Below are 25,366 nucleotides of genomic sequence, written 5' to 3' on the forward strand. Positions count from 1 at the left end.
TGTTGACCTTGGTGATGATGGTGTCCATGATGGCCGTGTTGACCTTGGTGATGATGGTGTCCATGATGACCGTGTTGATCTTGGTGATGATGGTGTCCATGATGGCCGTGTTGACCTTGGTGATGATGGTGTCCATGATGGCCGTGTTGACCTTGGTGATGATGGTGTCCATGATGACCGTGTTGACCTTGGTGATGATGGTGTCCATGATGGCCTTGATGGTGGTGATGTCCATGATGACCGTGAACAACTTGCGGATACCCACCTATTCCTCCAGCTACAACACCTATTCCTGGTACCGGAAATCCTGTCTGCACTCCTCCAACGAAAGAAGGAAATGTAGTTGGTGCTCCTACTGGAAATCCTGTCTGTACGCCAGCTACTGATGTTGGGAAGCTTCCTGTTACTGTAGGCATTCCAACCCCTGCTGTCGAAAAGCCTCCCATTGATGTAGGCATTCCAGTTTGCATGCCAGCTACCGATGTTGGAAATCCGCCCGAGCCTCCACCCATCCAGCTCGGAATTCCACCGTATGCTTGTTGGTCAGCTCCTCCCATTAACATCATTTGTTCATAACTACCCGATCCACCTCCGAAGAAGCCATGTGGTGCATTATTGTCCATCCCTTTCATTCCTTTCACCTCTTCTACTCAATTTAGCCTACCTTTTTTATCATATTTCCTATAGAAAAATAGGTGTTTGTCTGTATGGGAATTCCGCTCTTTTATTTGTACGTAATGGAATAATTAAAAACTTAGACTAATCTAATCCAGAGATGATTTTCTACACAAAAAAGCTCAGAGCCTAAATGCTCTGAGCTTTTATTTAGCGTTAATTAGTTTGCAACAACGTTAACAAGTTTTCCAGGAACAACAATTACTTTACGAACTGTTTTCCCTTCAATTTGGTCTTGAATTGCTTCAAGTGCAAGTTGTTCCATTTCTTCTTTTGATGCGTCTTTACTCATTGTTAGTTTCGCGCGAACTTTGCCCATGACTTGAACAACGATTTCAACTTCATCTTCTACAAGTTTAGACTCATCAAATGTTGGCCAGCTTGCATATGTGATTGTTTCATTGTATCCAAGTCTGCTCCATAGCTCTTCCCCGATGTGAGGTGCAACTGGTGCAATCATTTTTACGAAACCTTCTACATATTCTTTCGGAAGTGTTTCAGCTTTGTATGCATCGTTGATGAATACCATCATTTGAGAAATCGCTGTGTTAAAGCGAAGCTCTGCATAGTCTTCTGTTACTTTCTTCACTGTTTGGTGGTAAGCTTTTTCAAGCTCTTTATTTGGTGCATCCGTAATTTTCTCACTTAATTCACCGTTCTCTTGAACGAATAAACGCCATACACGGTCTAGGAAACGACGAGCTCCATCAAGGCCATTTTCAGACCAAGCGATTGAAGCATCTAATGGTCCCATGAACATTTCGTATAGACGAAGTGTATCTGCACCGTGGCTTGCTACGATATCATCAGGGTTTACAACGTTACCTTTTGATTTACTCATTTTCTCGTTGTTTTCACCTAGAATCATACCTTGGTTGAATAATTGTTGGAACGGCTCTTTCGTTGGAACTACACCGATGTCGTATAATACTTTGTGCCAGAAACGAGCATATAGTAAGTGAAGTACAGCGTGTTCTGCTCCGCCGATATAAATATCAACTGGAAGCCATTGTTTTACTTTTTCAGGATCTACAAGTGCTTCACTATTGTTTGGATCGATGTAACGTAAGTAATACCAGCAGCTACCAGCCCATTGTGGCATTGTATTTGTTTCACGACGACCTTTTTTACCAGTCTCAGGGTCAACAACATTTACCCACTCATCAATGTTAGCAAGTGGTGATTCACCTGTACCTGAAGGACGGATGTTTTCTGTTTTTGGAAGAACTAATGGTAATTCTTCTTCTTTCACAGCTGTCATTGTGCCATCTTCCCAGTGAATTACTGGAATTGGCTCACCCCAGTAACGTTGACGACTGAATAACCAGTCACGTAGACGGTACGTTACTTTTTGATTTCCTGCGCTTGTTACTTCAAGCCATTCAATCATTTTTGCGATTGCTTCTTCTTTATTTAAACCATCAAGGAATGCTGAGTTTACGTGTGCACCATCACCTGTGTACACTTCTTTCGTAATGTCTCCGCCTTTTACAACTTCCTTCATTGGAAGATTGAATACTGATGCGAATTCATAGTCACGCTCATCATGAGCTGGAACTGCCATTACAGCACCTGTTCCGTAAGTTGCAAGAACGTAGTCAGCGATCCAGATTGGTAATTTCTCACCGTTTACTGGGTTAACTGCGTAAGCACCAGTGAATACACCAGTTTTCTCTTTCGCAAGTTCTGTACGCTCTAGGTCACTCTTCATTTTTACAGCGTTAATGTAAGCTTCTACCGCTTCTTTTTGTTCTGCTGTTGTAATTTCTGCAACAAGTGCATGTTCCGGAGCAAGTACACAGTATGTTGCTCCAAATAGTGTATCAGGGCGTGTTGTGAAAACTGTGAACTTCTCATCTGTACCGTCGATGTTGAAATGTACTTCTGCACCTTCAGAGCGACCGATCCAGTTACGTTGCATATCTTTTAAGCTTTCAGGCCAATCAAGCTCATCTAGATCTTCTAATAGACGATCTCCGTAAGCTGTAATTTTTAACATCCACTGTCTCATCGGACGACGCTCAACTGGATGTCCACCGCGCTCACTCTTACCGTCAATGATCTCTTCGTTTGCAAGTACTGTACCAAGTGCTGGGCACCAGTTTACAGGTACTTCATCAACGTAAGCTAAGCCTTTTTCAAATAGTTTTAGGAAAATCCATTGTGTCCACTTGTAATAGTTTGGATCTGTTGTATTTACTTCACGGTCCCAATCGTAAGAGAAACCTAATGATTTAATTTGGTTACGGAACGTATTAATATTATGCTCTGTAAATTCAGCTGGGCTGTTTCCAGTATCAAGTGCATATTGCTCTGCTGGAAGACCGAATGCATCCCATCCCATTGGATGAAGAACATTATATCCTTGCATACGCTTCATACGAGATAAAATATCTGTCGCTGTATAACCTTCTGGATGTCCTACGTGTAGGCCTGCACCTGATGGATATGGGAACATATCTAGTGCATAAAATTTTGGTTTTTCTGTCTCATCTGGCGTACGGAATGTTTTATTCTCTTCCCAGTACCCTTGCCACTTCTTCTCAATTTCTTGATGATTAAAGCTCATGAGATACCCTCCTTGAAATTCTATTTATTTTCACCGCCCAAAATACAAAAAACCTCTCATCCCTAGAAAGGGACGAGAGGTTATAGATTCCCGCGGTACCACCCTAAATTAATGTACAAATATACATTCGCTTAGATCCGTAACGTGGATTAACGGCAATTGCTACTATTAGTTTCACAACTGCAACTCAAAGGCGAGTTCATAACGAAACGTGGATTGACTTGCACCGACCGTCAACTCTCTAAACCAGCTTCTATTACTACTACTCCTTCTCACTGTTATTACACATATAAGTTAAGTGAACTATCCTTCACCTAGTATCTCTTAAGAGCTTACTTAAAGCGAGGACTTCTCGGTTAATCGTTACTCTTAATAACTAACGAATTCATCTTAAGACAGCCGAGCTATCTCCCTTGTTCTAAAGGTTGTTTTATTTAAATATATTCTAAAACATGTTACATGTTCCGTCAAACTAAACTGCAATTTTTTCTTCAACTGTATCTTCTACTTTTACTCGTTTATCATAAATGCTCGTTGCTATAAGCGCTATTACAAGCATTACCATGATTGCTATAAACAATACTTCCATATTGTATAAATCCACAATTGCTCCGCCAACGACCGGCCCGAACATTTTCCCTACAGTCGCCGCACTGTTTACAACCCCTTGATAAAAACCTAATTTATCTTTTGGTGCAAGTATATTTGCAATCGTTGGAACCGCAGGCCATACAAATAACTCACCAATTGTTAATGTTACCATCGCAACGAGGAACATCGTAAATTGCTGCGCTTGGCTTAACACAATGAATGACGCCGCAAAAATGAAAATCCCAATCATAATTTGCTGTTTTAAAGAACGCTTCATCCAGCGAATTAGCATACTAACAAGTGGTTGCGCACAAACGATCATTGCTCCGTTTATCGTCCATAATAAACTATAATGACGAAGACTAATGTTTAATTCTTGCATATGTGTTGCAATTGCACCTTGCCACTGTACGTATGTAACCCAGCATAAAGCATATGCTACACACACGATAAGAAGTGCTTTAAATCCAGGTGTAAGTGACCAACCTTTTTTCGTTTCGACTTCTTTTTGTACTCCTGGCTTCTTCTTGTCTTCCATACCACGGAATCCAATAAAAGCAATTAAGAAGAAAACAAAGTATAAAATAAAGTTCGCTAAGAAAATATAATCAAAACGATACGAAGCAACTAATCCACCACACGCTGTTCCAATCGCAATACCAACGTTTTGTCCAACATACATCGCATTAAATGCTCGTCTTCCGCCCTCTGGCCAAACTGTACCGACCATCGCATACATCGATGGGAAGACCATTCCAGAACCGAAGCCGATTAACGCTAGCCACACAACGTATAAAGGCCAACCGTGGAAGAACACTAGACCTAAAATTGATACAAGTGTAATCACAATCCCTACTAAAGTTGATTTATAACCGCCCCATTTATCAAATAAAACACCGCCGAGCAAGTTTCCGATTACACCAGTAAGCGAGTTAATCATTAATACCATTCCGGCCACAGATAAAGATTTTCCTAAGTGATCATGCAAATAAATTGTATTAAAAGGCCATAAAAAAGAAGCACCCGTGACATTAATAATCATCCCAGCTACTAATAGCCATACTTTCCTTGGCATAGTTTCCCCTCCTATTCTATTTTTTTCGTTCATATATATAACAGTAAAATTGTAGTCGTTTTTAAATAGGAAGGCAACTGATTAATAGTTGATGAAATTCAGATAACGGTTCATCGGTAAATGAAATTATACTGATTGCTACTTGGATTATATCAGCGATTATTAGAATATATCGGCGCAACTACAAATATATCAGCTATTATTAAAATATATCGACTTACCGACAAAAAATGACAACAGTAACAATATATAAAAGGGTGGACTGCATGAAATTTTCATGCAGTCCACCCTTATTTGTACTATCCAGCTTCTTTTTCTCGCTTCGCACGTTCTTTAGCGCTCCATTTAAATATTTTATCTAGTAAAGAATATATTCTCCCAGATTCTTTCGTTAACAAAGGTCCTAACGATGCCAATATTAAAACATACAAGGCTGAGAATGGTTTAATCGTTGCCATTAAGCCACCCGCAATTCCAATATTCGCGACGATAATGGAAAACTCTCCGCGTGATACAAGTGTTAAACCAATATTCGTAGAAGCCTTATGCGATAATCCCGCTTTACGCCCCGCAACCATTCCAGCGGTAAAATTACCGATAAGAGTAATGAAAACTGCTCCTAATGCCAACCACACTGCTCCGCCAAGTGAAAATGGATCTATACTTAAACCGAAGCTGAAAAAGAATATAGCTCCAAAGAAATCACGAAACGGAACAACGAGCTGTTCAATTCGATCACTATGCTCTGTTTCAGAAAAAACGAGTCCTAGTAATAATGCTCCAATTGCCTCTGCAACATGAATCGTTTCTGAAAATCCTGCTACAAAGAACAAAATAGCGAATATTACAATAATAAAAATTTCATTGGACGAAATATCTAACATTTTATTTAAAAATCGTGTAGCTTTTCTAGCAACTATAAAGAATAATAACATATACCCTACTGCGATTAAAATAGATGTAAGAGCACCTACAAATGACGTTGCCCCTCCGAGTACTAACCCTGAAACCACTGATAAATATACCGCTAAAAAGATATCATCAAACATAATGATTCCTAAAATTAGCTCCGTCTCTTTATTACCAGATCTTCTTAAATCAACAATTACTTTCGCAACAATTGCACTCGATGAAATTGTTATGATCCCAGCAATAATTAATGTTTCTAATAAGGGGAAACCCATTATATATCCGTAAAGTAAACCTAATATAAAATTAAGCGATATATGAACAGTTCCTCCAAAAGCGATTGATTTTCCTGATTTAATTAATTTTTTAATTGAGAATTCTAAGCCTAAATAGAATAAGAGGAATATAACGCCAACACGGCCGAGGAAGGAAATAACTTCTCCGCTTTCAATAAATCTTAAATCGATAAGCCCTAAATCTGGGGCATGGGGACCCACTAGCATGCCGAGTATTATGAGAAACGGAATAATCGAGAACTTTAACTTTGCAGCGAGAATAGCTGCAAAAGCGACTAATACTAACGCAGTTCCAACTTCAAAGATTAAAGTATCCATCGATTATGAATCCCCTCCTACTGAAAGCAACTCATTAATAATTCTTTTTACTTCATGTCTCTCGCCTGATAATACGAGCATATCACCAGCTTCAATGATAGAATCTGGACCTGGATTAAAGAATTTCTTCATATTTTTTTTCAAAATGGCAATAATCGTTACGTTATATGTGTTTCGGACATGTAAACTACCAATTGTTTTTTGTACGACTGGTGCATTATTTTCCACCTTAAACCACTCAATTGATAATCCTTCAAAAGCCATTTCAATTGTATCTAAAGCTTGTGGTCTATATACCATTCCGCCCAATATAGCTGCAATTTGTCTCGCTTCGGAATCACGAAGAGAGACGCTTGAAATACTCTCCTCATGATCAGCATCAAAATGGTACATTTCTCTTCGGCCATCATCATGAATAACGATAACCATCTTTTCATTACCTTTTGTAATCACTTCAAACTTACATCCAATACCCGGCAGTTCACTCTCTCTAATATTCATATTTTCCGCCTCCTAATTTTTTTAGTTACGGCTTTTATAAATCGACATCAATCTCCGTTTTAAAGGGCTCATCCTTTGAGATACCTAAATACTTTAGCGTCTCTGATGGAGTCGCGTGATGGAAATGTTTTTGCAATAACGCAATCGCTATCCCTCTTTTGTACGCATGAAATCCAAACGTTTTTCGCATTGAATTTGTTCCGATCTTACCAACAACTCCAACTGCTTCTGCAGCATTATGAATTACACGATACGCTTGTTGGCGCGTAATTGAATTTGGCGTTTTATTAGATTGAAATACGTAATTTTCTCTTTTAACGCCAATAGATTGTACGTAATCTAAAAGCGCTTTTTTTACTTTTGTATTTAAATAAATATCTTGTTTAAATTTTTCATCTTTCACAGGAAGAGTATAAAACTCTTTAACAGTCCCATCTTCATTTAATACATCTTCAAATTTCATACTAAGTAGTTCTGTAATTTTTAATCCTGTGTTAATTCCCATAACAAATAAAAGATAATCTCGCTGGGAGTGCTCTTTTAAATATTTTTTCATAGCCTCAATTTGGCTTATATCTTTTAATGGCTCTACAACTTCCATACATGTATTCTCCTCATCTTATGAACGGTAATTTTTTCATTATGTTGTCCATTTTACCTTATCATGCTATGAGATTTCCATGTGTTATCCATTATTTTCACAATATACTCAGGTGGTTCTGAAAATTTTCAATGTGGAAACTTACGATTGTATAAATACGTTGCGGTAAAAAATGTGGGGATAAAAGTTCAATTTCTTTCTACAAATTGGATTCCTCCTTTCCCTATCCAGCTACTTCTACTTTTAGATTACGTTACTTATTTACATTATATTATATATTTCAGTAACGTCAAAGTATTTTTTCTGAAAATAAAAAAAAACGAGCAGTTTCGCTCGGTTTTTTTTATTAATCTTCCTTAGGAAGAACAATTCCTTTATACAATTGAACTGTAATGAAGTAATAAATCGTGTAAATAACTACGAAAATTACAATTGGCACCCAAATACGGAAGTACGGATCGATTAAAATAAATCCGAAAATATTCATACCAACTAATACGTGTGCAATACCTACAATTGCTGGGAATAGGAATACTAAGAATAACTCTTTATAAATTGATTTTGTTAATAATTCACGGCGCACCCCGATTTTACGAAGCATTTGATAACGCGTAATATCTTTTGATGCACCAGAAAGAATTTTAAACATAAGACAACTTGCCATCATTGCTAAGAAAGCAATTCCAAGGAAGAAGCCCATAAATACTGTTCCGCTCGCAACGCCATAGAACATGTCGTAAGCTCGATATTTACTATCTAATCTTTCAATTGCTATATTTTTATATTTATCTAGTTGCAACTCGTCAAGTTTTTTCCATTCTTTTATGTGTGCTTCAAAATCATCTGTTTTTCCAGTAAATACAATTCCTTCTTTACCATTTACAGTATCGTACATTTTTTGATCTACAATTTTAATTGCATGATCTTCATGTACATAGAATGGCTGGATTGTTCTAAAAGCCTCATCCCATTCTTCTGGAAGTGCTTTAGCATTCGCATCTTTTTCATTCATTTCTCTAGAAACTGCACCTACTGGCAGTTCTGCTGAAACTTTCTTCGTGTTCACTAAATCCTTCATCGATTTCATCTTTGCCATATCTCTTACTAAAGGACGATTTTTCTCTAAATCTTCTTTTACATAGTAAACATATTTATTATCAACTTTGTAACGATATTCATTTTTCTCTTTAAATGTAATACCGTCTAAAACTTTCTTTTCTTCAGCTGTTGGATTATGAACAACTGAATCGTAAATTACTAAACCATCAACCATTTTTATAACGTTATTTTTAAACGCCATACCACCTGAAATTGCACCGGCTCCAAGAGCAACTAACATCGCTACTGTTGCAAGTACCTTTGTTAGGCTATTAATACGGAAATTTAATTGTGCAAATGTAAAAGCGTTAAGTCCTTTTTCACTACGCTTTTTATTACCCTTTAACTTTTTAATAAAGACTGGGAGAAGTGATCCAAACAGCATGTAAGTACCAGCTGTTGTTGTAATTAATGCAATAATGATTCCCATTTCTCTTAGTTTTTCCATGTAAATCATTGATGCATAGCCCATTCCTAATAAAATAACCGCAAGGAATGCAACTACACCTGTCATTTTTCCTTTTACCGCAACACGTTCTGTTTGTGCATCTGCATGTACAAGTTGCAGTACAGAAATACGTGATAATTTAATACTGTTCATAATTGCGGATAATACAAATAGTGCAAAGAAGAAGATGCAAGTAACAGTCATTGATGGTAAATAAAATGCTTTATAGCCTTTACCAGCAAATTCTAATTGTTTCATTAATAGCTGTCCGATACCTTCTGCAAGGCCTACTCCAACTATAATACCAATCGCAAGAGACGCAGCACCTAGTACGATTGTTTCGATAAACATAAGTAATGTAACTTTATGCTTTTTTGCTCCTAACATCATATACATACCAAACTCTTTTTGACGAAGAGATAGTAAGAAAGAGTTCGCATATAAAATATAGAAGAACGTTATAATAGCTAGTAAAAATGAACCTGCTTGGAATACAAATCCAATTTGACCAATAGTAGAATTTTCCTTAAGGAAGGCCTCATTTAACGCTAATGTTTGGAACATATAAAAAATTGAAATGGACATGACAAGACCAACAAGTAAGACGATATAATCTTTCAGCTTACTTTTTAGCCCTGACATGGAAAGTTTAAATAACATGCTCTAGAACCTCCCTTCTTATGCTTTTTGTGTGCCTAAGTCTGCAAGCACGTCTAAAATTTCTTTATAAAACTCTTCACGTGTACCGCCTCGATGAATTTCTTTATATAGCTCACCATCTTGAATGAATAAAATACGCTGGCAGTAACTTGCACTATACGGATCATGTGTAACCATCATAATAGATACGCCTTGATCTTTATTTAAGTTTGTCATCGCATCAAGTAAACTCGCTGCATTTTTAGAATCAAGCGCTCCTGTTGGCTCGTCCCCTAAAATAATTGCAGGCTCATGCACTAAAGCACGCGCTGCTGCCGAACGTTGCTTTTGCCCACCAGATACTTCAGATGGGTACTTTTGAAGTATTTCTGTAATTCCTAACATATCCGCTACTTTCTCGACTTTTGGTCCAATGTTACGTGATGGAACACCTTGCAAGGAAAGTGGAAGTGCGATGTTTTCATAAATAGATAAGTTTTCTAATAAATTAAAATCTTGGAAGATGAATCCTAACTTTTGTGAACGGAAATCTGAAAGCTCACCTTGTTTCATTTTTGTAATATCCGTACCTGCAATTTCAACAACGCCGCCCGTTGCTTTATCCAGCGTTGAAATTACATTTAATAATGTCGTTTTACCAGAACCAGATGGTCCCATAATCCCTACAAACTCACCCTCTTGAATTGAGAATGAAACACCTTTTAACGCGTGTGATTGATTCTCACCTTTTTTACCGTACACTTTTTGAACGTTTTTCACGTCTACAACTGGTTTCGTCATATATATCCTCCTACGCTTGTTTTTCCATTACCTATTTTGCGCCTTTTGGCGATGAACTGCTATTTGTTAACATTACATTTACCTTACACTTTTGTAATATAAAAAAGGTGTGCTTGTAAGCTTGGCTTTTACTATTAGTTCGTTTTTTGACACAGTAAATCGATAAATGAAATTATATCGGCGCTTTTTCAAATATATCGACGATTCTCCCACTTTTATCAGCGATTTTCAAAATATATCGACTTACCGACAAAAACTGACAATACAAATAGGCTGTTCCGCAAAAGGAACAGCCCACTTCTTTCTTTATCCCGCTTTAATGGGCAGGAAGACCCCCACTGATTAAAGTTTCACTTTATTTCTTTAAAGGTGTTACCGTCCAATACGTAATAACACGCCAAATCCATTCTAGTGGACCCATCTTAAAGATTTTCATCCAAATCATACTAAATACAATTTGAATTGCATAAATTGCGATACACACATATAACGTCTGCATGTATGTTAAGTTTCCTGCAAAGTTAAATACACTACCGGCAATTAAAATCATTGCAGTTTGTCCAATATAATTTGTTAACGCCATACGTCCATAATATTTCAGTGGTGCTAACAATGTTTGAACTGGTTTTAATTGAAGTAATAAAATTAACGCTCCAACATAGAAAGCTGAAATGATTGGTCCCACTGTAACACCAATTTTTAAAAATTGGCTTGCAGCGTCCATTGTTCCATCTTCATTCATTAGTATCATATTTACAAATGGATCAGCAGGCACGTGCCCGTATTGATACCATACAGCTACGACACTTAAAACAAACATAACACCTGTAAAAATAGCGACTTTCTTTATGTTCTGCGTGAGATTTTCAAATACACGATATTGTCCTGCAGCAAGTCCTAATAAAATTAAGCCAAGTGGTAATAGTTCTTTAACACCCATTACACTAAAAACAATTGTTAAAATAAGACCAATAACTAAGTTCACTTGTTTTTTCGCTTTATAAAATGGCAAAACGATTAACCCGCAAATTGCATATAACGTTAATGCTTCTCCAGGCTGAAACATGTAATGAATCAAACCGAAAATAAATAGTGCCACTAAGCGGCGTAGAAATAGAATGTATCCATTCTTCCCCTTCGCAATTGCTCTAGAGATAAAGATATAGAATCCTACTCCAAATAAGAATGAGAAAATTGAGAAGAAACGACCTTCTACAAATAAGTATAGAAACCTTTGATAGCTGGCATCTACTGTATTAGGATCTGGAATTTTAATGTTAAGTAGTGCAAGAATATTTACTAAAATAATCCCCAGTAGTGCGAAGCCACGAATGTAATCTAACTCATCAATTCGTTTATTTGTAATATTGTTCCCCATAAAGCAACTCCTTGTCTAAAATGTAATCCTCCCTTACTCTACTGGAAATGTGATTTTACAACTATCGGCAAACCTTACAGCAATCTTACGTTATTGTCATATAACAAAATAAAACCAGGTCATATTTCGACCTGGTTTACTCTGATTGTTTCGATTTTTGCGGTTGTCCTTTTTTACTGTTACGCTGTTTTACTTGAACAATCGGATCAAGTTCATTTGAAAACTCTGCGTTATGTCCATTTTGCGTTTTTTGCTCTGGGTTATTTTGATCTGAACGTTTCGCCATTACATTCACTCCTTATTAGTGGGGTGTAATAATCATTTGATGTTGCAATTGGCGAATTGCCATACGTGCTCTATTTAACTGCTCACGTTGCTCATCATTCGCATGTTGTTGCATCGTTTGTAAATCGTTATATGCTTGTTCTAATTGTAACTGCGCATCCGAATACTCCATCGTATTGTAATGCTCTTGTCTCATGCCTTGGTCTAATTGTTCTTTCGCATATTCCACCGCTTGTTCCGCTTGTGTAATATACGATTCAAGTGATTGACGCTCTGCCATAATTGTCCCTCCTTGCTTCAATTCCCCTTTAGTGTGTCCCTTCCATCTAAACCTTATGAGTATGTTATAATGTATTTTGTTTCATTTTGACTCGGCTTAGGAGGGAAAATAATGAAGGTTCAAAACCCTTTTCCATATACAAACGACAATAAACGTTATCATACATGGAATTACCATTTACGAAATGAATTTGGTGAAAAAATCTTTAAAGTTTCATTAGATGCTGGCTTCGATTGCCCGAACCGTGATGGTACAGTTGCTTATGGCGGTTGTACATTTTGCAGTGCTGCTGGATCTGGTGACTTCGCTGGCAATCGCCGCGATGATGTTATAACGCAATATCATGAAATGAAAGAAAAAATGCGCTCAAAGTGGAAAGACGGAAAATGTATCGCTTATTTCCAGGCGTACACAAATACACATGCACCACTTGAAGTGTTAAAAGAAAAATTCGAACCGCTTCTAGCAGAAAAAGACGTTGTCGGTCTTTCTATCGCAACTCGTCCAGATTGTTTACCAGACGATGTTGTTGCATATTTAGCGGACTTAAATAAACGCACATACCTTTGGGTTGAACTCGGACTACAAACTGTTCATGAACGAACTGCAAACCTTATTAACCGCGCTCACGATTATCCGTCTTATGTGGAAGGTGTAAATAAATTACGCAAGCATGGTATTCGAGTTTGCTCTCATATTATTAACGGCCTTCCACTTGAAGATTACGACATGATGATGGAAACAGCTCGTGAAGTTGCGAAGCTTGATGTACAAGGAATTAAAATCCACTTACTTCACTTATTAAAAGGAACACCAATGGTGAAACAATATGAAAAAGGACAACTAGAATTCCTTTCTCTTGAGGATTACGTAAATCTCGTTGTTGACCAACTTGAAATTATTCCAGAAGACGTAATTGTGCACCGTATCACAGGTGACGGTCCACCTGATTTAATGATTGGTCCAATGTGGAGCTTAAATAAATGGGAAGTATTAAATTCCATCGATGCAGAATTTGTACGCCGCGGAAGCTGGCAAGGAAAATATGCAAATGAGGAGAAACAAAAATGAAATTAGAACGTGTATTACCGTTTGCTCGCACTCTCTTGCAAACGGCAGTAAAAGAAGGCGATTACGCTGTAGATGCAACTTTAGGAAACGGCCATGACACTTGCTTCCTAGCTGAAATCGTTGGCGATAACGGAAAAGTATTTGGATTTGATATTCAAAAAGAGGCGATTGAAAGCTCAACAACTCGTCTAAAAGAAAAAGAACTTTTCGAACGTACTGTTTTAGTTCATGATAGTCACGATACACTCCTATCCGTATTACCAGAAGGTGCAAAAGGAAAAGTAACAGGCGCAATTTTTAACTTAGGTTACCTTCCTGGCGGAGACAAACATATCGTCACAAAACCGAACTCAACAATTTCAGCAATTAAACAATTACTAGAAGTAATGACGCCTCAAGGTATCATCGTCCTTGTCATTTACCACGGACATCCAGAAGGACAAGTAGAACGCGACGCTGTTCTCAAATTCGCCGAAGAACTAGACCAAAAACAAGCTCACGTACTGCGATATGGCTTCATTAACCAGCAAAATAACCCACCATTTATTGTGGCGATTGAGAAACGATAAAGTGAAACTTTAATCAGTGGGGGGAATCCCCCACTGATCATTAGTTGAACCAATCGGGCATTTATGGGCAGTTTATCTCCCAACTAACTTCTTTGCTCCAGCCGAATTTTAAGGTGGGAGTTTTACTGCCCGTTAATGCGGGGTAATATATCAACGATTTCTCGGATATATCGATTGTTCGACAAAACGTAACAAAAAAGACGTGCATTCACTGCACGTCTTTTTATTATTTTCCTATATAATGGATATAAACATTCTTAAAGGAGACGAAACAATGATTGGAATACTAGCAGGAATGGGACCAAAATCGACTGGGCCATTCGTCGATACAGTTGTAGCAAATTGCCAAACAATATACGGAGCAAAGCATGATATGGAATTTCCTCATATGATGATTTATTCATGTCCAACACCGTTTTACATGGATCGCCCTATTGATCACGGAGCGATGAAAAAAGCGATTATTGACGGAGCACAAAAACTTGAAAGTACTGGCGTAAGCTTTATTGCCATGCCGTGTAATACGGCGCATCTTTATTTTGAAGAATTACAGCGTTCGCTTTCTATCCCGATTTTAAATATAGTCGATGAAACGTTACAAGCAATTCCTGAAAATACAAAAAGAGTCGCTCTTCTCGCAACAGAAGCAACTGTTCAAGCTAGGATTTACCAAGATGGGATTGCAAAGCGTAATATAGAATACATTCATCATGAAAAATGGCAGGAAAGCATTAATCAAATTATTACTTGCATTAAATCTGGAGAGATTGAAGAAGCTCGTGAATTGTGGAATACGCTCGTTTTACAACTGAGAGATGAAATAGATAATGCAATTATCGCATGTACTGATTTGAATGTTGTGGCTAGTGAGGATTTTGTTGATTCTTCTCAATGTCTTGCGAAAGCGGTTGTTAGGATGTACTTATCAAATATAAAGAGATCTTCATAAACATAGAAAACACTCCTTCTAAAATGTGTTCTATGTTTAATAAAAATCCCACAAACTTTTAACTTTCTTCACAATTCTTTCAAAGTAATCACACTTAATCTCGCTATATTAAAATGAGGAATTTATTCATATAGGGAAGGTTAGGGGAACTGAAAGTATGAAAGTAAATCGTTCGCTTCATTACATTTTTTGGCGTTGGCATTTTTATGCTGGGCTTTTTATTACGCCGCTTCTTATTACGTTGTCACTGAGTGGCATTGGGTATTTATTTCGGGAAGAGGTTGAAGATTTAATCTATAAAGATTTATATTTTGGGAAGAGCGCCCAAACAGAATCTATTTCGATGGCTGATTCTATTTCCTTAACAGAGAAAAAATATCCACATTATAGCGTGGCAAAAATTAGCGAGTTTAATGGGGATTATAATACGAGACTTACGATTGCAAATGAGTATACGGGACAACAAAAATATGTGTATTTAGATAGCAATAATCAAATTGTCGGAGATCAAAACGCAAGTGAAACGTTTGCCAATATAATGCGGGAATTACATAGTTCTCTTTTAGTTGGTGGCACTGTCATCAACTATACTGTAGAACTTGCGGCATGCTGGACAATATTCTTAATTGTGACTGGGTTGTACATGAGTATACGCCAATTCAAAAATACACCGGTATCCAATAAGCGAGAAAAAGCAAAACGACGTCATTCTATTATCGGTATTATATTTACAATTCCACTCGTTCTGCTAGTCGCATCTGGATTGCCATGGTCAGGATTTATGGGTAACCAAATTTATAAAATCGCATCGTCGAATGAATCGCTCGGATATCCGAAATTGTATATGGCGCCGCCTGAATCAAAGGTAAAAGAATTGCCATGGGCAACAAGAAAAGCAGCTCCTCCTGAATCGGATTCAAATGAACCGAAAGCTATTTCTGTCGATGAATTACAAAAAGGAATTGAAATAAAGAAGCCATACGTTATCTCACTACCAGCTGATCCGAAAGGCGTATTCACAGTTTCGAAATCAAGCGGTTCTGGTATTACAGGTATGCATGTTGCACCAAATGAAGAAATAACAGCTTACTTTAATCAATATAGCGGGGAACTCATTTCGAAAACAGACTATCGTGATTATGGATTACTTGCACAATGGTTCACTTACGGTATCCCGCTTCACGAAGGACATTTATTCGGATGGCCAAATAAAATATTATGCTTACTAACGACATTATCTTTATTACTTCTCATTTATTACGGAGTAAAAATGTGGTTAGCAAGAAAGCCGAAAGGAAAATTAGCAGCACCGCCAAAGCAAAGAGATAAGAAAAGCATATTCGTTTTCTTTATCATGATGGTTATACTAGGCGCTGTCATGCCTTTATTCGGACTATCTGTTTTAGTTATTTTTGCGATTGAACTTCTTATATATGTATTTTCAAAAATACGCTCATAGTAAAAAAGCATTTGTACTCCCTTGTACAAATGCTTTTTTATTTACTATTTTCTTTTTTTCTACCACTTATTAAAAAGACGATATCTACTATAATAATTACGCCAATTATTACCTGGGGCACATAATCCATCATAGTAGGACCACTTGGCCTATTCATCATCATATATATTCCAGTTACAAATGAAATGGAAAGTAGCACGAGTAATGTAACCTCAATATGGTCATATAGCTTTTGAAACAATCTCTTCATTTCCGCCACCACCTTTACCATATTATAACAAAGAAAACCACTCTACATGAGTGGTTTTCTTCATCACTGCGCCGTTTTCTTTCGGTACATCTTCCCGTTCCAATAGAAGAATCGTGAAGTGAGACCTCCGTATTTTACAATGCGCCGTGCCATTTTGTGCATATTCTTTTGTGCTGATACTTTTTGGTCTGATAAATAAATACCAAGTAATCCTCGGCTTATGAGACGATGAAACTTCGCATGAGGCAAATCACCAATGCTCTTCTCTGCTTCTTCTACAAAATGTTTCATACGATCTAATATCACTTGCTCGTTTTCGTAATAACTACAGAAATTTAAATCTCCGCCTATACGGTCTTCTTCTTGATCAATGAAATAATCAAGCAAAATATGAAGTCCTTGTACGTAAGGGAAGTATCCTTGTCTAATTTTCGCAATATCTTCATCATGTAATTCATCATGAAATGCATATGCGACAAGACAGAAAATTCCAAGTGTAGAACCGGCACATGCTGAAAATTCAAACCAACTCATCTCAGGTAAGTTTTCTTTATGTGCTTCAAACCAGTTTTTCAGGCGCGGCTCTCTTTCTTCTAATTTCACGTGTTTATGAATTTGCAAATCACAATAATAACAAGCAAGTTCATGAAGAACAGGAGCAATTTTGTCATAGTGCTTCGTTTTCTTTAAAACATCTTGGCATGTTTCAACAAGTTCATCTAAATAACCACCATCATCTTGATCATCACGATAACGATAATAATTACCGCCGCCTTCTACTTCAGGTGATAATGCCATTAACATCGATTCATGCAGTGCGGCAAAATCATTTGGATCAAGTGATGTACTGCGATCACATAAATTATCTAAATAGTCGCTGATCGTTTGATACGCTACGATAAAACGAATACATTCTTCTCGGTGTTCATTTGCTAGCAGAGCTAAAATGCCACCGCCCTCACAATGAAACGTTTTATGCTCAATACTTGCGATTGCCTGACTATGAAGCTCATCATTCGGAATATGGTAGGCACGCTCTTTCCACATCGCTAGCTCATGGTGTACAACCGGAAACACATCACGGTATACTTTCGCCATGAGCGTTATGGGATTACTCGGTACGTTCACTTCTTCCTTCATCTCCTCTATTAAATGTACAAATAATGATTTATTTGTTTGTTTTTACTATATTATTGACATGCATTTCAGTAAATGACTGAATATAACTCAAAATTTCATCACGCTCATACTCATTTAATAGCTCGTGATAACAATTCGGCCATTCTTTAAAAGCCTTATCACTTATTTTAACATTATCAAACCAAGTGCGGACACGTGTTTTATCTACAAGTTTATCCTCACAAGCTTGCATTAGCAAGAGCGGAACATCTGGAAAATCATCTATTTTTTTATGAGCAATTTCGATAGACTTAATCAATTCACTATACCAACGTACTGATACTTTGCGCAAGAACAATGAATCATTCTCCATCGCGTCTCTCACTTCATGATTACGAGTTGACATTTCCACTGTAAGATTCGTTGCAAATTGCAATTTTGGAGCGATAATATTTAATATTTTTGAGGCAGCTTGAAGCGGTGCTGAAGGTCCAGTCACTACCCCTAAACATGGCGAACTTAAAATAATGCCGTCTACATCTTCTCTCTTCGTTTCTTGCATCATACGAATGACGATAAGACCGCCCATACTATGACCGAATAGAAAAATAGGTAACCGATACTTTCTTGCCTCTTTCACCCACAATTTAACTTCCTCTATGTATTCATCAAACGAATCAATATGTCCTCTATTTCTTGAAGTCGTTCCATGTGACGGAAGGTCCCCCATCACGACGTGGTAGCCGATATGATTCCACATTTCTGCAACAGCCTCGTAACGTCCGTGATATTCCATCGCGCCGTGCACAATAATGATTACAGCCTTTGCTTCCTCCGCTTCATAATTCCACATACGGACCTCCTCCATTTCACTCTTTTTCATAATTTGATACACTGAAACTAGTCTCTAGGAAAGGAAGGCTTTACATGATATATCCTTACAAAGAAAAAAATCCGAAAATTGCGAGTAGTGCTTTTATCGCTGATTATGTTACCATTACAGGCGATGTTTCCATTGGTGAAGAATCAAGTATCTGGTTTAATACAGTCATACGCGGTGATGTGTCACCAACAATCATTGGAGACCGAGTAAATGTACAAGACCAATGTACACTTCACCAAAGCCCGCAGTATCCTCTTATTTTAGAAGACGATGTTACCGTTGGGCATCAAGTTATTTTACATAGCTGTCATATTAAACAAGATGCTTTAATTGGAATGGGATCTATTATATTAGATGGTGCTGAAATTGGCGAAGGAGCCTTCATCGGTGCTGGAAGCCTCGTTTCACAAGGAAAGAAAATCCCGCCAAACACGTTAGCTTTCGGTCGCCCAGCGAAAGTCATTCGTGAGTTAACGGAGGAAGACCGTAAAGACATGGAGCGAATTCGCACACAATATGTTGAAAAAGGTCAGTATTATAAATCATTACAGAAGTAACTTTTCCAGCTGCCATTAAAGTGGCAGCATTTTTTATAAAAACTAACTTTTTCTTTACAAAACATTATTACTCCCTCAATAAAATCTTATTAAAATAAAAGCTAATATCTCCATATATATGTAAGCAAGGGAGGAGAATTTTCATGAAGGCCAGTGGACTGTATAAAATAGAATGTTACATTTTCAAAGGAATTAACCGATACTTTGATCAAAAAACATTAAATATCTTTTTCAGCAATATTACTCATATAGGTGGTGCTACTTTCTCAATCGCACTCACACTGTTCTTTTTATTTTTTGCAAAAGGGACTTTGCATCAAACTGCAATCGCATCTGCTATTTCTTTAACAATTAGCCATATTCCTGTACAAATATTAAAAAGATGTTATCCACGAAAACGTCCTTATTTAACAATTCAGGATGCGAAATATCCAGTCCACCCATTAAAAGACCACTCTTTCCCGTCTGGTCATACAACAGCCGTTTTCTCTGTCCTTATTCCATTTATTTGTTATAATCCAAGTTTATTTGTTTTTTTATTACCGTTAGCATTATGCGTCGGTATTTCTCGCATTTATTTAGGACTTCACTATCCGTCAGATGTATTCGTCGGTATGTGCCTTGGCACTTGCTCTGGCATCATCTCTTTTTATCAATTCATCCCACTTTTCACATAAAGGAGTGATATGATGAGAGTCGCCATTTTTACCGATACTTTTACGCCACAAGTTAACGGGGTTGCGAAAACGTTAGAGCGAATAACACAATATTTTCAGAAAGAACAGATCGCCTATTCTGTTTTCGCCCCTCAGCATACAGCTGAAGATAATTTCGTGGCCAATGTGAACAAGATGAGAAGTATCCCGTTAACAATATTATATCCAGAATGTCGCTTTTCTTTTCCTACTCCGCGCATTAAACGAGAACTTCTTTCCTTTAAGCCTGACATTATTCACATTGCTACACCTTTCAACATGGGACTTTGTGGATTATATTATGCAAAAAAGTTAAACATCCCAGTTGTCGGTTCTTATCATACTGATTTCGATGCTTATTTACGCTATTACAAAATCGAATTTCTCTCTAATATGCTTTGGAACTATTTAAAATGGTTTCATAGTCATATGCAAAAAAATTTCGTTCCTTCTTTTGAAACGTTACACCAACTAAAAAATAAAGGCTTTCAGGCCCTATCCATTTGGGGACGTGGTGTAGATTGCACACTCTTTCATCCATCTTACAATACAGACCTATTCCGAAAAAAATATAATATTACAGCGAAGTATGTCCTTTCCTACGTTGGACGGATTGCCCCTGAAAAAGATATTGATACGTTGCAACACCTTATCGTCAAAACAGCCCATACTCGAAATGACATTCATTGGCTCATCGCAGGAGACGGTCCTCTAGCAACAAATTTACGTGAAGCTGTTCCGAAAGCAAATGTCACTTTTACTGGATATTTACAAGGTAAAGATTTAGCTGAAGTATATGCTTGTTCTAACATCATGATATTTCCATCTGCTACTGAAACGTTCGGAAATGTCGTACTCGAATCACTTGCATGCGGTACACCTGTCATCGGTGCAAATAGTGGTGGGGTTAAAAATATTATTGCAGATGGAAAAACAGGAATTCTTTGCCCGCCCAAACATGCGGATTCATTTCTATCATCCATCCATTCTTTATTGCGAAATGAAGAGCAGCTTATACAAATGGGCATAGCTGCTTCGTCTTATGCTAAAACAAAAAGCTGGGATGAGATTTTCCGTGGGTTACTTGACCAATATGAAGAAGTCCTTCAGCACACCGCATCAGAATTACTCGCTTAAACAGAAGAACTCCCTTCAACTAGACGAAGGGAGTTTATTACACAGTTATAAATTTTAGTTTCATAAATGATACATAAGGTTAAACATTGTTTTATTTCTATATTCATTATATCAAAAATAAACATAACTAAACAGACTTGTAATAAAAACCCATAAAAATTAATATATAGTTATACACTATTTTAACTGTATAGTGATTTTAAGAAATTCCCCTTAAAATCAACTTACTCACATACCTTTATACAGTAATTGTTCCCCAATTTCTGTATACAAAAAAACCTTTCATTCATTTGAAAGGTCTTTTTGAGCCTGCACATATTCTTCTTTCGTATTCACATTTATAAACCAATCCGCATTCGCTTGTACATCTTCACCAACAATATACTTCACATTACATTGTGATAAAAGCTGGCCCATACTTCTTTTTTCTTCCTGAAGCAAAGCATAAATCTTTTCTTTCACTCGATTATGATACGCTGCAAGTAACGGTTGTTTCCTTCCATTAATAATAGGTACAACCGCATCATATTCATTGCTCGTTTGCTCTAATAAAATGGTAAACCACTCATGCGAAACATTTGGCGCATCGCAAGGCATAATAGCGTACCAATCTGCTTCTATGTATTCCATACCTGATACAATGCCGGCCAGCGGTCCATTCCCTTTATAATGCGGGATATCTTCTATAACAGGAACTTGTACGAATTGCTCTACTCGCTCTTTTATATCAGTATGGCTAATTACTACAATGTCTTGCAAAGTATTTCCCATCACTTTCACAATATGCTCAACAAAAGTAGTTCCCTTCCAAATTGCTAACGCTTTCGGCTCACCAAATCTACTCGACATACCGCCCGCTAATACAATTCCAGCACACTTACTCATTGGCGATGCAGCTCAAATGTAATATGGCCTAATTCCGGTAAAATTAATTTATTCATCGCAAGTCGAACCGCTCCGCTAGACCCCGGCATCGAGAAAACTACTTTGCGCCCAATTGTACCACCAATCGCTCTACTTAACATTGCGCTGCTTCCGATATCTTCTAAATAACTAATCATACGGAACAGCTCACCAAATCCAACAATTTCTTTATCTAATAACGCTGATACTGCTTCAATTGTGACATCGCGTTTCGTAATACCAGTACCGCCATTTGTTAATACAACATCTACATCTTCCTTATGATAACCAGCTAACACTGCTTGCTGAATACTTTCTTTATCATCTTTTACAATTTCATAAGAAGTTACTTTATGTCCCGCTTCTTTTAACAATTCATGTAATAGTTGTCCGCTCTTATCTGTTTCTTCCGTACGTGTATCGGAAATCGTAACAATCTTGCAACGCACTTCTTTTGGAGCTTGTTTTTTATGTTCAGTTACACTCATTTTTTATCTTTCCTTTCTTAAAGACTTTTCTTCATTTTATCATACATACCTTTACACAATTATGTATGAAGCCAATCATGCGCCATGATACAATATAAGTATACTAACCCACAAAAAGGAAAGTGCAATTTCTTATACTCCTAGACTACACATCTTTAGCTACTCTTTATATTTTCTACATAATAGAATTCAATTTTAAAACTTGTACTAAAAAATAGATTGGAGGTCTACATAGTATGGAACTTTATAAAAAATTAACAACAACATTCATCCTCTTATTCGTCGCTTCCATCACTGTCGGCTTTTCCTTAAAAGGCGCAATTCCATACGCTACATTAGTAAGCATTATATTCGCGACACTATTTTTACTAAGTAGTGCCTTTTGCGCAAGTAAAGCACGTCAAATGAAAGGTTGATTACATATGTTCAAGAAGAAACCAATCCTTTGTAAATCATGTGAAAAAGAAATACAAACGTATGAAAAAGCGTGGATTCATATGCCATTTCCGGCAAATGGTATGACTAATATAAGAAAGTATATTGAACTAGAAGGACACATTTATTGTAGCTCGTGTATTGAAATAATGAACAAAAACTAGTAAATACAAAAGGTGGGCTTATATTGTTTGAATCAAACCGTATCCAGTTACGAAAGTTTTCCGAAGATGATATTCTAACGTATTATAAATGGCATAATGATATAGACGTTATGAGTTCAACTACCCTTAACCTTGATAAATATTCCTTACAAGATACAGAAAAACTTTGCCAGCAATTTATTCATTCTTCAAACTCTAAAAGCTATATCATTGAAGAAAAAGCTACGCATCTTCCAATTGGTATTACTTCTTTAATTCATATTGATTCGTATAATCGAAACGCTGAATGCATTATTGATATTGGTAAAAAGGATTACTGGGGGCAAGGTTATGGGAAGGAAGCTTTCACTTTATTATTGAATTATGCATTTTTAGAATTAAATTTACATCGCCTTTCTTTACGAGTATTTTCTTTCAACGAGAGAGCAATTAAATTATATAAATCACTCGGTTTTCAACATGAAGGAACTTGTAAAGAAGCTATATTCCGCAACGGCACTTGGCATGACATTGAACTCTTCGCTTTATTCCAACGTAATTATAAATAAAAAAAGCTTTGCGCTCACTGCGCAAAGCTTTTTTTCATATATTATAGACCAGCTTGCTCTTTTAAAGCTGCAGCTTTGTCTGTACGTTCCCATGATAGATCTACATCAGTACGTCCGAAGTGGCCGTAAGCTGCTGTTTGTTTGTAAATTGGGCGACGTAAGTCTAGCATTTTAATAATACCAGCTGGGCGAAGATCGAAGTTGTTACGAACTAGTTCTACTAATACGTCTTCAGATACTTTACCAGTGCCGAATGTATCAACTGAAATTGATACTGGTTGTGCTACACCAATTGCGTATGCAAGTTGTACTTCTGCTTTTTCAGCAAGACCAGCTGCTACGATGTTTTTCGCAACATAACGAGCTGCATATGCTGCAGAACGGTCAACTTTCGTTGCATCTTTACCAGAGAATGCACCGCCACCGTGACGAGCGTATCCACCGTAAGTATCAACGATGATTTTACGTCCTGTTAAACCAGCATCACCTTGTGGTCCACCAATTACGAAGCGGCCAGTTGGGTTAATGAAGAATTTCGTTTCTCCATCGATTAATTCTGCTGGTACTACAGCTTTAATTACGTGCTCTTTTAAGTCGCGATCGATTTCTTCCCATGTAACATCTGGGTGATGTTGTGTAGAAATTACGATAGTATCAACACGTACTGGTTTACCATTTTCATCATACTCAACTGTAACTTGCGTTTTTCCATCCGGACGTAGGTATGATAACGTATCATCTTTACGTACTTCAGTTAAACGGCGAGCTAATTTGTGAGCAAGCGAGATTGGAAGTGGCATTAACTCTTGTGTTTCATTACATGCGAAACCAAACATTAAACCTTGGTCTCCTGCACCAATTGCCTCAATCTCAGCGTCAGTCATTTGACCTTCGCGTGCTTCTAGCGCTTGGTCAACACCCATAGCGATGTCAGCAGATTGCTCATCGATAGATGTTAAAACTGCACAAGTTTCTGCATCGAATCCGTATTTTGCGCGTGTGTAACCAATGCCTTGAATTGTTTCACGAACGATTTTTGGAATATCTACGTAAGTAGAAGTCGTAATTTCCCCCGCTACCAATACTAAACCAGTTGTTACAGTTGTTTCACAAGCTACACGTGCATTTGCGTCTTTTGATAAGATCGCATCTAAAATTGAATCAGAAATTTGGTCACAAATTTTATCTGGATGTCCTTCAGTTACAGACTCAGATGTGAACAGATGACGTTTTTTTGTCATGTGGTAAACCTCCCTACAGTAATTGTATATATTGTACGGAACTCATCCTTAATTTGCCACAGATTGCGACATACATTTATTCTCCCACACAAGCATACAGAAAAACCTTTCCTACTTTATATAGAGGAAAGGTTTAATTTGCTACTTGCATACTGCTTTTTGCCCTTCGCTCTTATCGTTCGAGACCTGTAGCCTCGCACAGGTTTTAGCACCTATTCACCTGCATTTATCAATACAAGTGAGGTTGCTGGGCTTCATCGGGCCTGTCCCTCCGCCAGCTCGGGATAAGAGAGTATCCGTCCCAACCTATACTAAAGAAATGATATTCATTTGTCAATTAATATTCACATTTTCGTGAAAGTTTTTCTCAATGCGCCTAAAATGAAATATTAATAAGGAAATAATGTATTCACACAAACAAAAAGAAATAAATA

At 37.3% G+C, this 25,366-nt stretch carries 27 protein-coding genes, 1 riboswitch and 1 other annotated feature; of the genes, 10 read left to right on the top strand and 17 right to left on the bottom strand.

The features are described from left to right. From BAQ53_RS26685 to BAQ53_RS22510, 11 genes are all read right to left on the bottom strand, one after another. Positions 1-632: hypothetical protein (locus BAQ53_RS26685; protein WP_481747212.1), on the bottom strand; the 632-nt coding region annotated here is incomplete at its 3' end. Positions 633-835: 203 nt separating this feature from the next. Then, positions 836-3,244 carry a leucine--tRNA ligase gene (gene leuS / locus BAQ53_RS22465; RefSeq protein WP_000009467.1) on the bottom strand — a complete coding sequence of 803 codons (2,409 nt, stop codon included), beginning with the start codon at positions 3,242-3,244 and terminating at the stop codon, positions 836-838. A 65-nt stretch (positions 3,245-3,309) separates the two neighbouring features. Continuing rightward, positions 3,310-3,529: a binding site (T-box leader), on the bottom strand. A 187-nt stretch (positions 3,530-3,716) separates the two neighbouring features. Further along, positions 3,717-4,910 (bottom strand): MDR family MFS transporter, encoded by a 1,194-nt coding sequence (locus BAQ53_RS22470; protein WP_089148204.1) that lies wholly within the window; start codon positions 4,908-4,910, stop codon positions 3,717-3,719. Between the two features lie 299 nt (positions 4,911-5,209). Further along, positions 5,210-6,433 (bottom strand): cation:proton antiporter, encoded by a 1,224-nt coding sequence (locus tag BAQ53_RS22475; protein ID WP_000380170.1) that lies wholly within the window; start codon positions 6,431-6,433, stop codon positions 5,210-5,212. A gap of 3 nt (positions 6,434-6,436) precedes the next feature. Next, positions 6,437-6,934 (bottom strand): cation:proton antiporter regulatory subunit, encoded by a 498-nt coding sequence (locus BAQ53_RS22480; RefSeq protein ID WP_001026053.1) that lies wholly within the window; start codon positions 6,932-6,934, stop codon positions 6,437-6,439. A 34-nt stretch (positions 6,935-6,968) separates the two neighbouring features. After that, positions 6,969-7,535 (bottom strand): tyrosine-type recombinase/integrase, encoded by a 567-nt coding sequence (locus tag BAQ53_RS22485; protein ID WP_000454232.1) that lies wholly within the window; start codon positions 7,533-7,535, stop codon positions 6,969-6,971. A gap of 346 nt (positions 7,536-7,881) precedes the next feature. Beyond that, positions 7,882-9,741 (bottom strand): FtsX-like permease family protein, encoded by a 1,860-nt coding sequence (locus tag BAQ53_RS22490; RefSeq protein WP_000897755.1) that lies wholly within the window; start codon positions 9,739-9,741, stop codon positions 7,882-7,884. Between the two features lie 18 nt (positions 9,742-9,759). Further along, complete coding sequence (locus BAQ53_RS22495) at positions 9,760-10,521, bottom strand: ABC transporter ATP-binding protein (RefSeq protein ID WP_000165843.1); 762 nt, start codon at positions 10,519-10,521, stop codon at positions 9,760-9,762. A 355-nt stretch (positions 10,522-10,876) separates the two neighbouring features. After that, positions 10,877-11,899, bottom strand: coding sequence for a DUF418 domain-containing protein (locus BAQ53_RS22500; protein WP_046946157.1), 1,023 nt, complete (start codon positions 11,897-11,899; stop codon positions 10,877-10,879). Positions 11,900-12,035: 136 nt separating this feature from the next. Next, entirely contained in the window at positions 12,036-12,185 is a 150-nt protein-coding gene (locus tag BAQ53_RS22505) for a hypothetical protein (RefSeq protein WP_001129340.1), read from the bottom strand. 15 nt (positions 12,186-12,200) lie between these two features. Further along, on the bottom strand, positions 12,201-12,464 hold the full coding sequence (locus tag BAQ53_RS22510) for a YtzC family protein (protein ID WP_000840869.1): 264 nt from the start codon (positions 12,462-12,464) through the stop codon (positions 12,201-12,203). A gap of 111 nt (positions 12,465-12,575) precedes the next feature. Between BAQ53_RS22510 and mnmL the strand changes: the two genes are divergently transcribed. The 4 genes from mnmL to BAQ53_RS22530 all read left to right on the top strand — a co-directional run bounded on the left by mnmL (position 12,576) and on the right by BAQ53_RS22530 (position 16,512). Next, positions 12,576-13,535 carry a tRNA modification radical SAM protein MnmL/YtqA gene (gene mnmL / locus BAQ53_RS22515; protein ID WP_000868042.1) on the top strand — a complete coding sequence of 320 codons (960 nt, stop codon included), beginning with the start codon at positions 12,576-12,578 and terminating at the stop codon, positions 13,533-13,535. Then, positions 13,532-14,104 (top strand): tRNA 5-(aminomethyl)-2-thiouridylate-methyltransferase MnmM, encoded by a 573-nt coding sequence (gene mnmM / locus BAQ53_RS22520; RefSeq protein WP_208906260.1) that lies wholly within the window; start codon positions 13,532-13,534, stop codon positions 14,102-14,104. The genes mnmL and mnmM overlap by 4 nt, the downstream gene beginning before the upstream one ends. A gap of 274 nt (positions 14,105-14,378) precedes the next feature. Then, positions 14,379-15,053 (top strand): aspartate/glutamate racemase family protein, encoded by a 675-nt coding sequence (locus BAQ53_RS22525; RefSeq protein WP_208906261.1) that lies wholly within the window; start codon positions 14,379-14,381, stop codon positions 15,051-15,053. Between the two features lie 157 nt (positions 15,054-15,210). Next, positions 15,211-16,512 carry a PepSY-associated TM helix domain-containing protein gene (locus BAQ53_RS22530; RefSeq protein WP_000867843.1) on the top strand — a complete coding sequence of 434 codons (1,302 nt, stop codon included), beginning with the start codon at positions 15,211-15,213 and terminating at the stop codon, positions 16,510-16,512. Between the two features lie 37 nt (positions 16,513-16,549). On the opposite strand, the gene BAQ53_RS22535 is transcribed toward BAQ53_RS22530, so the two are convergent. The 3 genes from BAQ53_RS22535 to BAQ53_RS22545 all read right to left on the bottom strand — a co-directional run bounded on the left by BAQ53_RS22535 (position 16,550) and on the right by BAQ53_RS22545 (position 18,734). Further along, positions 16,550-16,762, bottom strand: a complete 213-nt coding sequence (locus BAQ53_RS22535; RefSeq protein WP_000825350.1) for a hypothetical protein — start codon at positions 16,760-16,762, stop codon at positions 16,550-16,552. Positions 16,763-16,825: 63 nt separating this feature from the next. Further along, positions 16,826-17,890, bottom strand: coding sequence for a tetraprenyl-beta-curcumene synthase family protein (locus BAQ53_RS22540; protein ID WP_001102462.1), 1,065 nt, complete (start codon positions 17,888-17,890; stop codon positions 16,826-16,828). Positions 17,891-17,930: 40 nt separating this feature from the next. Then, positions 17,931-18,734, bottom strand: a complete 804-nt coding sequence (locus BAQ53_RS22545) for an alpha/beta hydrolase (RefSeq protein ID WP_000267406.1) — start codon at positions 18,732-18,734, stop codon at positions 17,931-17,933. A gap of 74 nt (positions 18,735-18,808) precedes the next feature. On the opposite strand from BAQ53_RS22545, the gene BAQ53_RS22550 reads away from it, so the two are divergent. The 3 genes from BAQ53_RS22550 to BAQ53_RS22560 all read left to right on the top strand — a co-directional run bounded on the left by BAQ53_RS22550 (position 18,809) and on the right by BAQ53_RS22560 (position 21,153). Beyond that, positions 18,809-19,321 (top strand): gamma carbonic anhydrase, encoded by a 513-nt coding sequence (locus tag BAQ53_RS22550; protein ID WP_000640201.1) that lies wholly within the window; start codon positions 18,809-18,811, stop codon positions 19,319-19,321. 143 nt (positions 19,322-19,464) lie between these two features. After that, a complete protein-coding gene (locus BAQ53_RS22555) occupies positions 19,465-19,998 on the top strand; it encodes a phosphatase PAP2 family protein (RefSeq protein WP_000647632.1) in 534 nt (177 codons plus the stop codon). A 12-nt stretch (positions 19,999-20,010) separates the two neighbouring features. Further along, positions 20,011-21,153: a glycosyltransferase family 4 protein gene (locus tag BAQ53_RS22560; RefSeq protein ID WP_001261598.1), complete on the top strand. Its 1,143-nt coding sequence runs from the start codon at positions 20,011-20,013 to the stop codon at positions 21,151-21,153. Positions 21,154-21,435: 282 nt separating this feature from the next. On the opposite strand, the gene BAQ53_RS22565 is transcribed toward BAQ53_RS22560, so the two are convergent. Then, positions 21,436-22,038: a molybdenum cofactor guanylyltransferase gene (locus BAQ53_RS22565; RefSeq protein WP_000030830.1), complete on the bottom strand. Its 603-nt coding sequence runs from the start codon at positions 22,036-22,038 to the stop codon at positions 21,436-21,438. Next, positions 22,035-22,544, bottom strand: coding sequence for a MogA/MoaB family molybdenum cofactor biosynthesis protein (locus tag BAQ53_RS22570; protein ID WP_000117124.1), 510 nt, complete (start codon positions 22,542-22,544; stop codon positions 22,035-22,037). Before BAQ53_RS22570 ends, BAQ53_RS22565 begins: the two co-directional genes overlap by 4 nt. A 236-nt stretch (positions 22,545-22,780) precedes the next feature. Here BAQ53_RS22570 and BAQ53_RS22575 point away from each other — a divergent pair, with 236 nt between their 5' ends. The 3 genes from BAQ53_RS22575 to BAQ53_RS22585 are packed head-to-tail and all read left to right on the top strand — an operon-like array spanning position 22,781 to position 23,691. Then, positions 22,781-22,960 (top strand): hypothetical protein, encoded by a 180-nt coding sequence (locus BAQ53_RS22575; RefSeq protein ID WP_000424808.1) that lies wholly within the window; start codon positions 22,781-22,783, stop codon positions 22,958-22,960. Positions 22,961-22,966: 6 nt separating this feature from the next. Continuing rightward, positions 22,967-23,143 carry a hypothetical protein gene (locus BAQ53_RS22580; protein ID WP_000473607.1) on the top strand — a complete coding sequence of 59 codons (177 nt, stop codon included), beginning with the start codon at positions 22,967-22,969 and terminating at the stop codon, positions 23,141-23,143. Between the two features lie 23 nt (positions 23,144-23,166). Continuing rightward, the gene (locus BAQ53_RS22585; protein WP_000464117.1) at positions 23,167-23,691 is read left to right on the top strand and encodes a GNAT family N-acetyltransferase; all 525 of its coding nucleotides are present in this window, start codon (positions 23,167-23,169) and stop codon (positions 23,689-23,691) included. 41 nt (positions 23,692-23,732) lie between these two features. Here BAQ53_RS22585 and metK read toward each other — a convergent pair whose 3' ends face one another. Further along, positions 23,733-24,932, bottom strand: a complete 1,200-nt coding sequence (gene metK / locus BAQ53_RS22590; protein WP_000163115.1) for a methionine adenosyltransferase — start codon at positions 24,930-24,932, stop codon at positions 23,733-23,735. A gap of 169 nt (positions 24,933-25,101) precedes the next feature. After that, positions 25,102-25,223: riboswitch (SAM riboswitch) on the bottom strand. Positions 25,224-25,366: the final 143 nt, after the last annotated feature.

Source organism: Bacillus sp. B25(2016b) (assembly GCF_001679765.1).
Lineage (GTDB): Bacteria > Bacillota > Bacilli > Bacillales > Bacillaceae_G > Bacillus_A > Bacillus_A thuringiensis_K.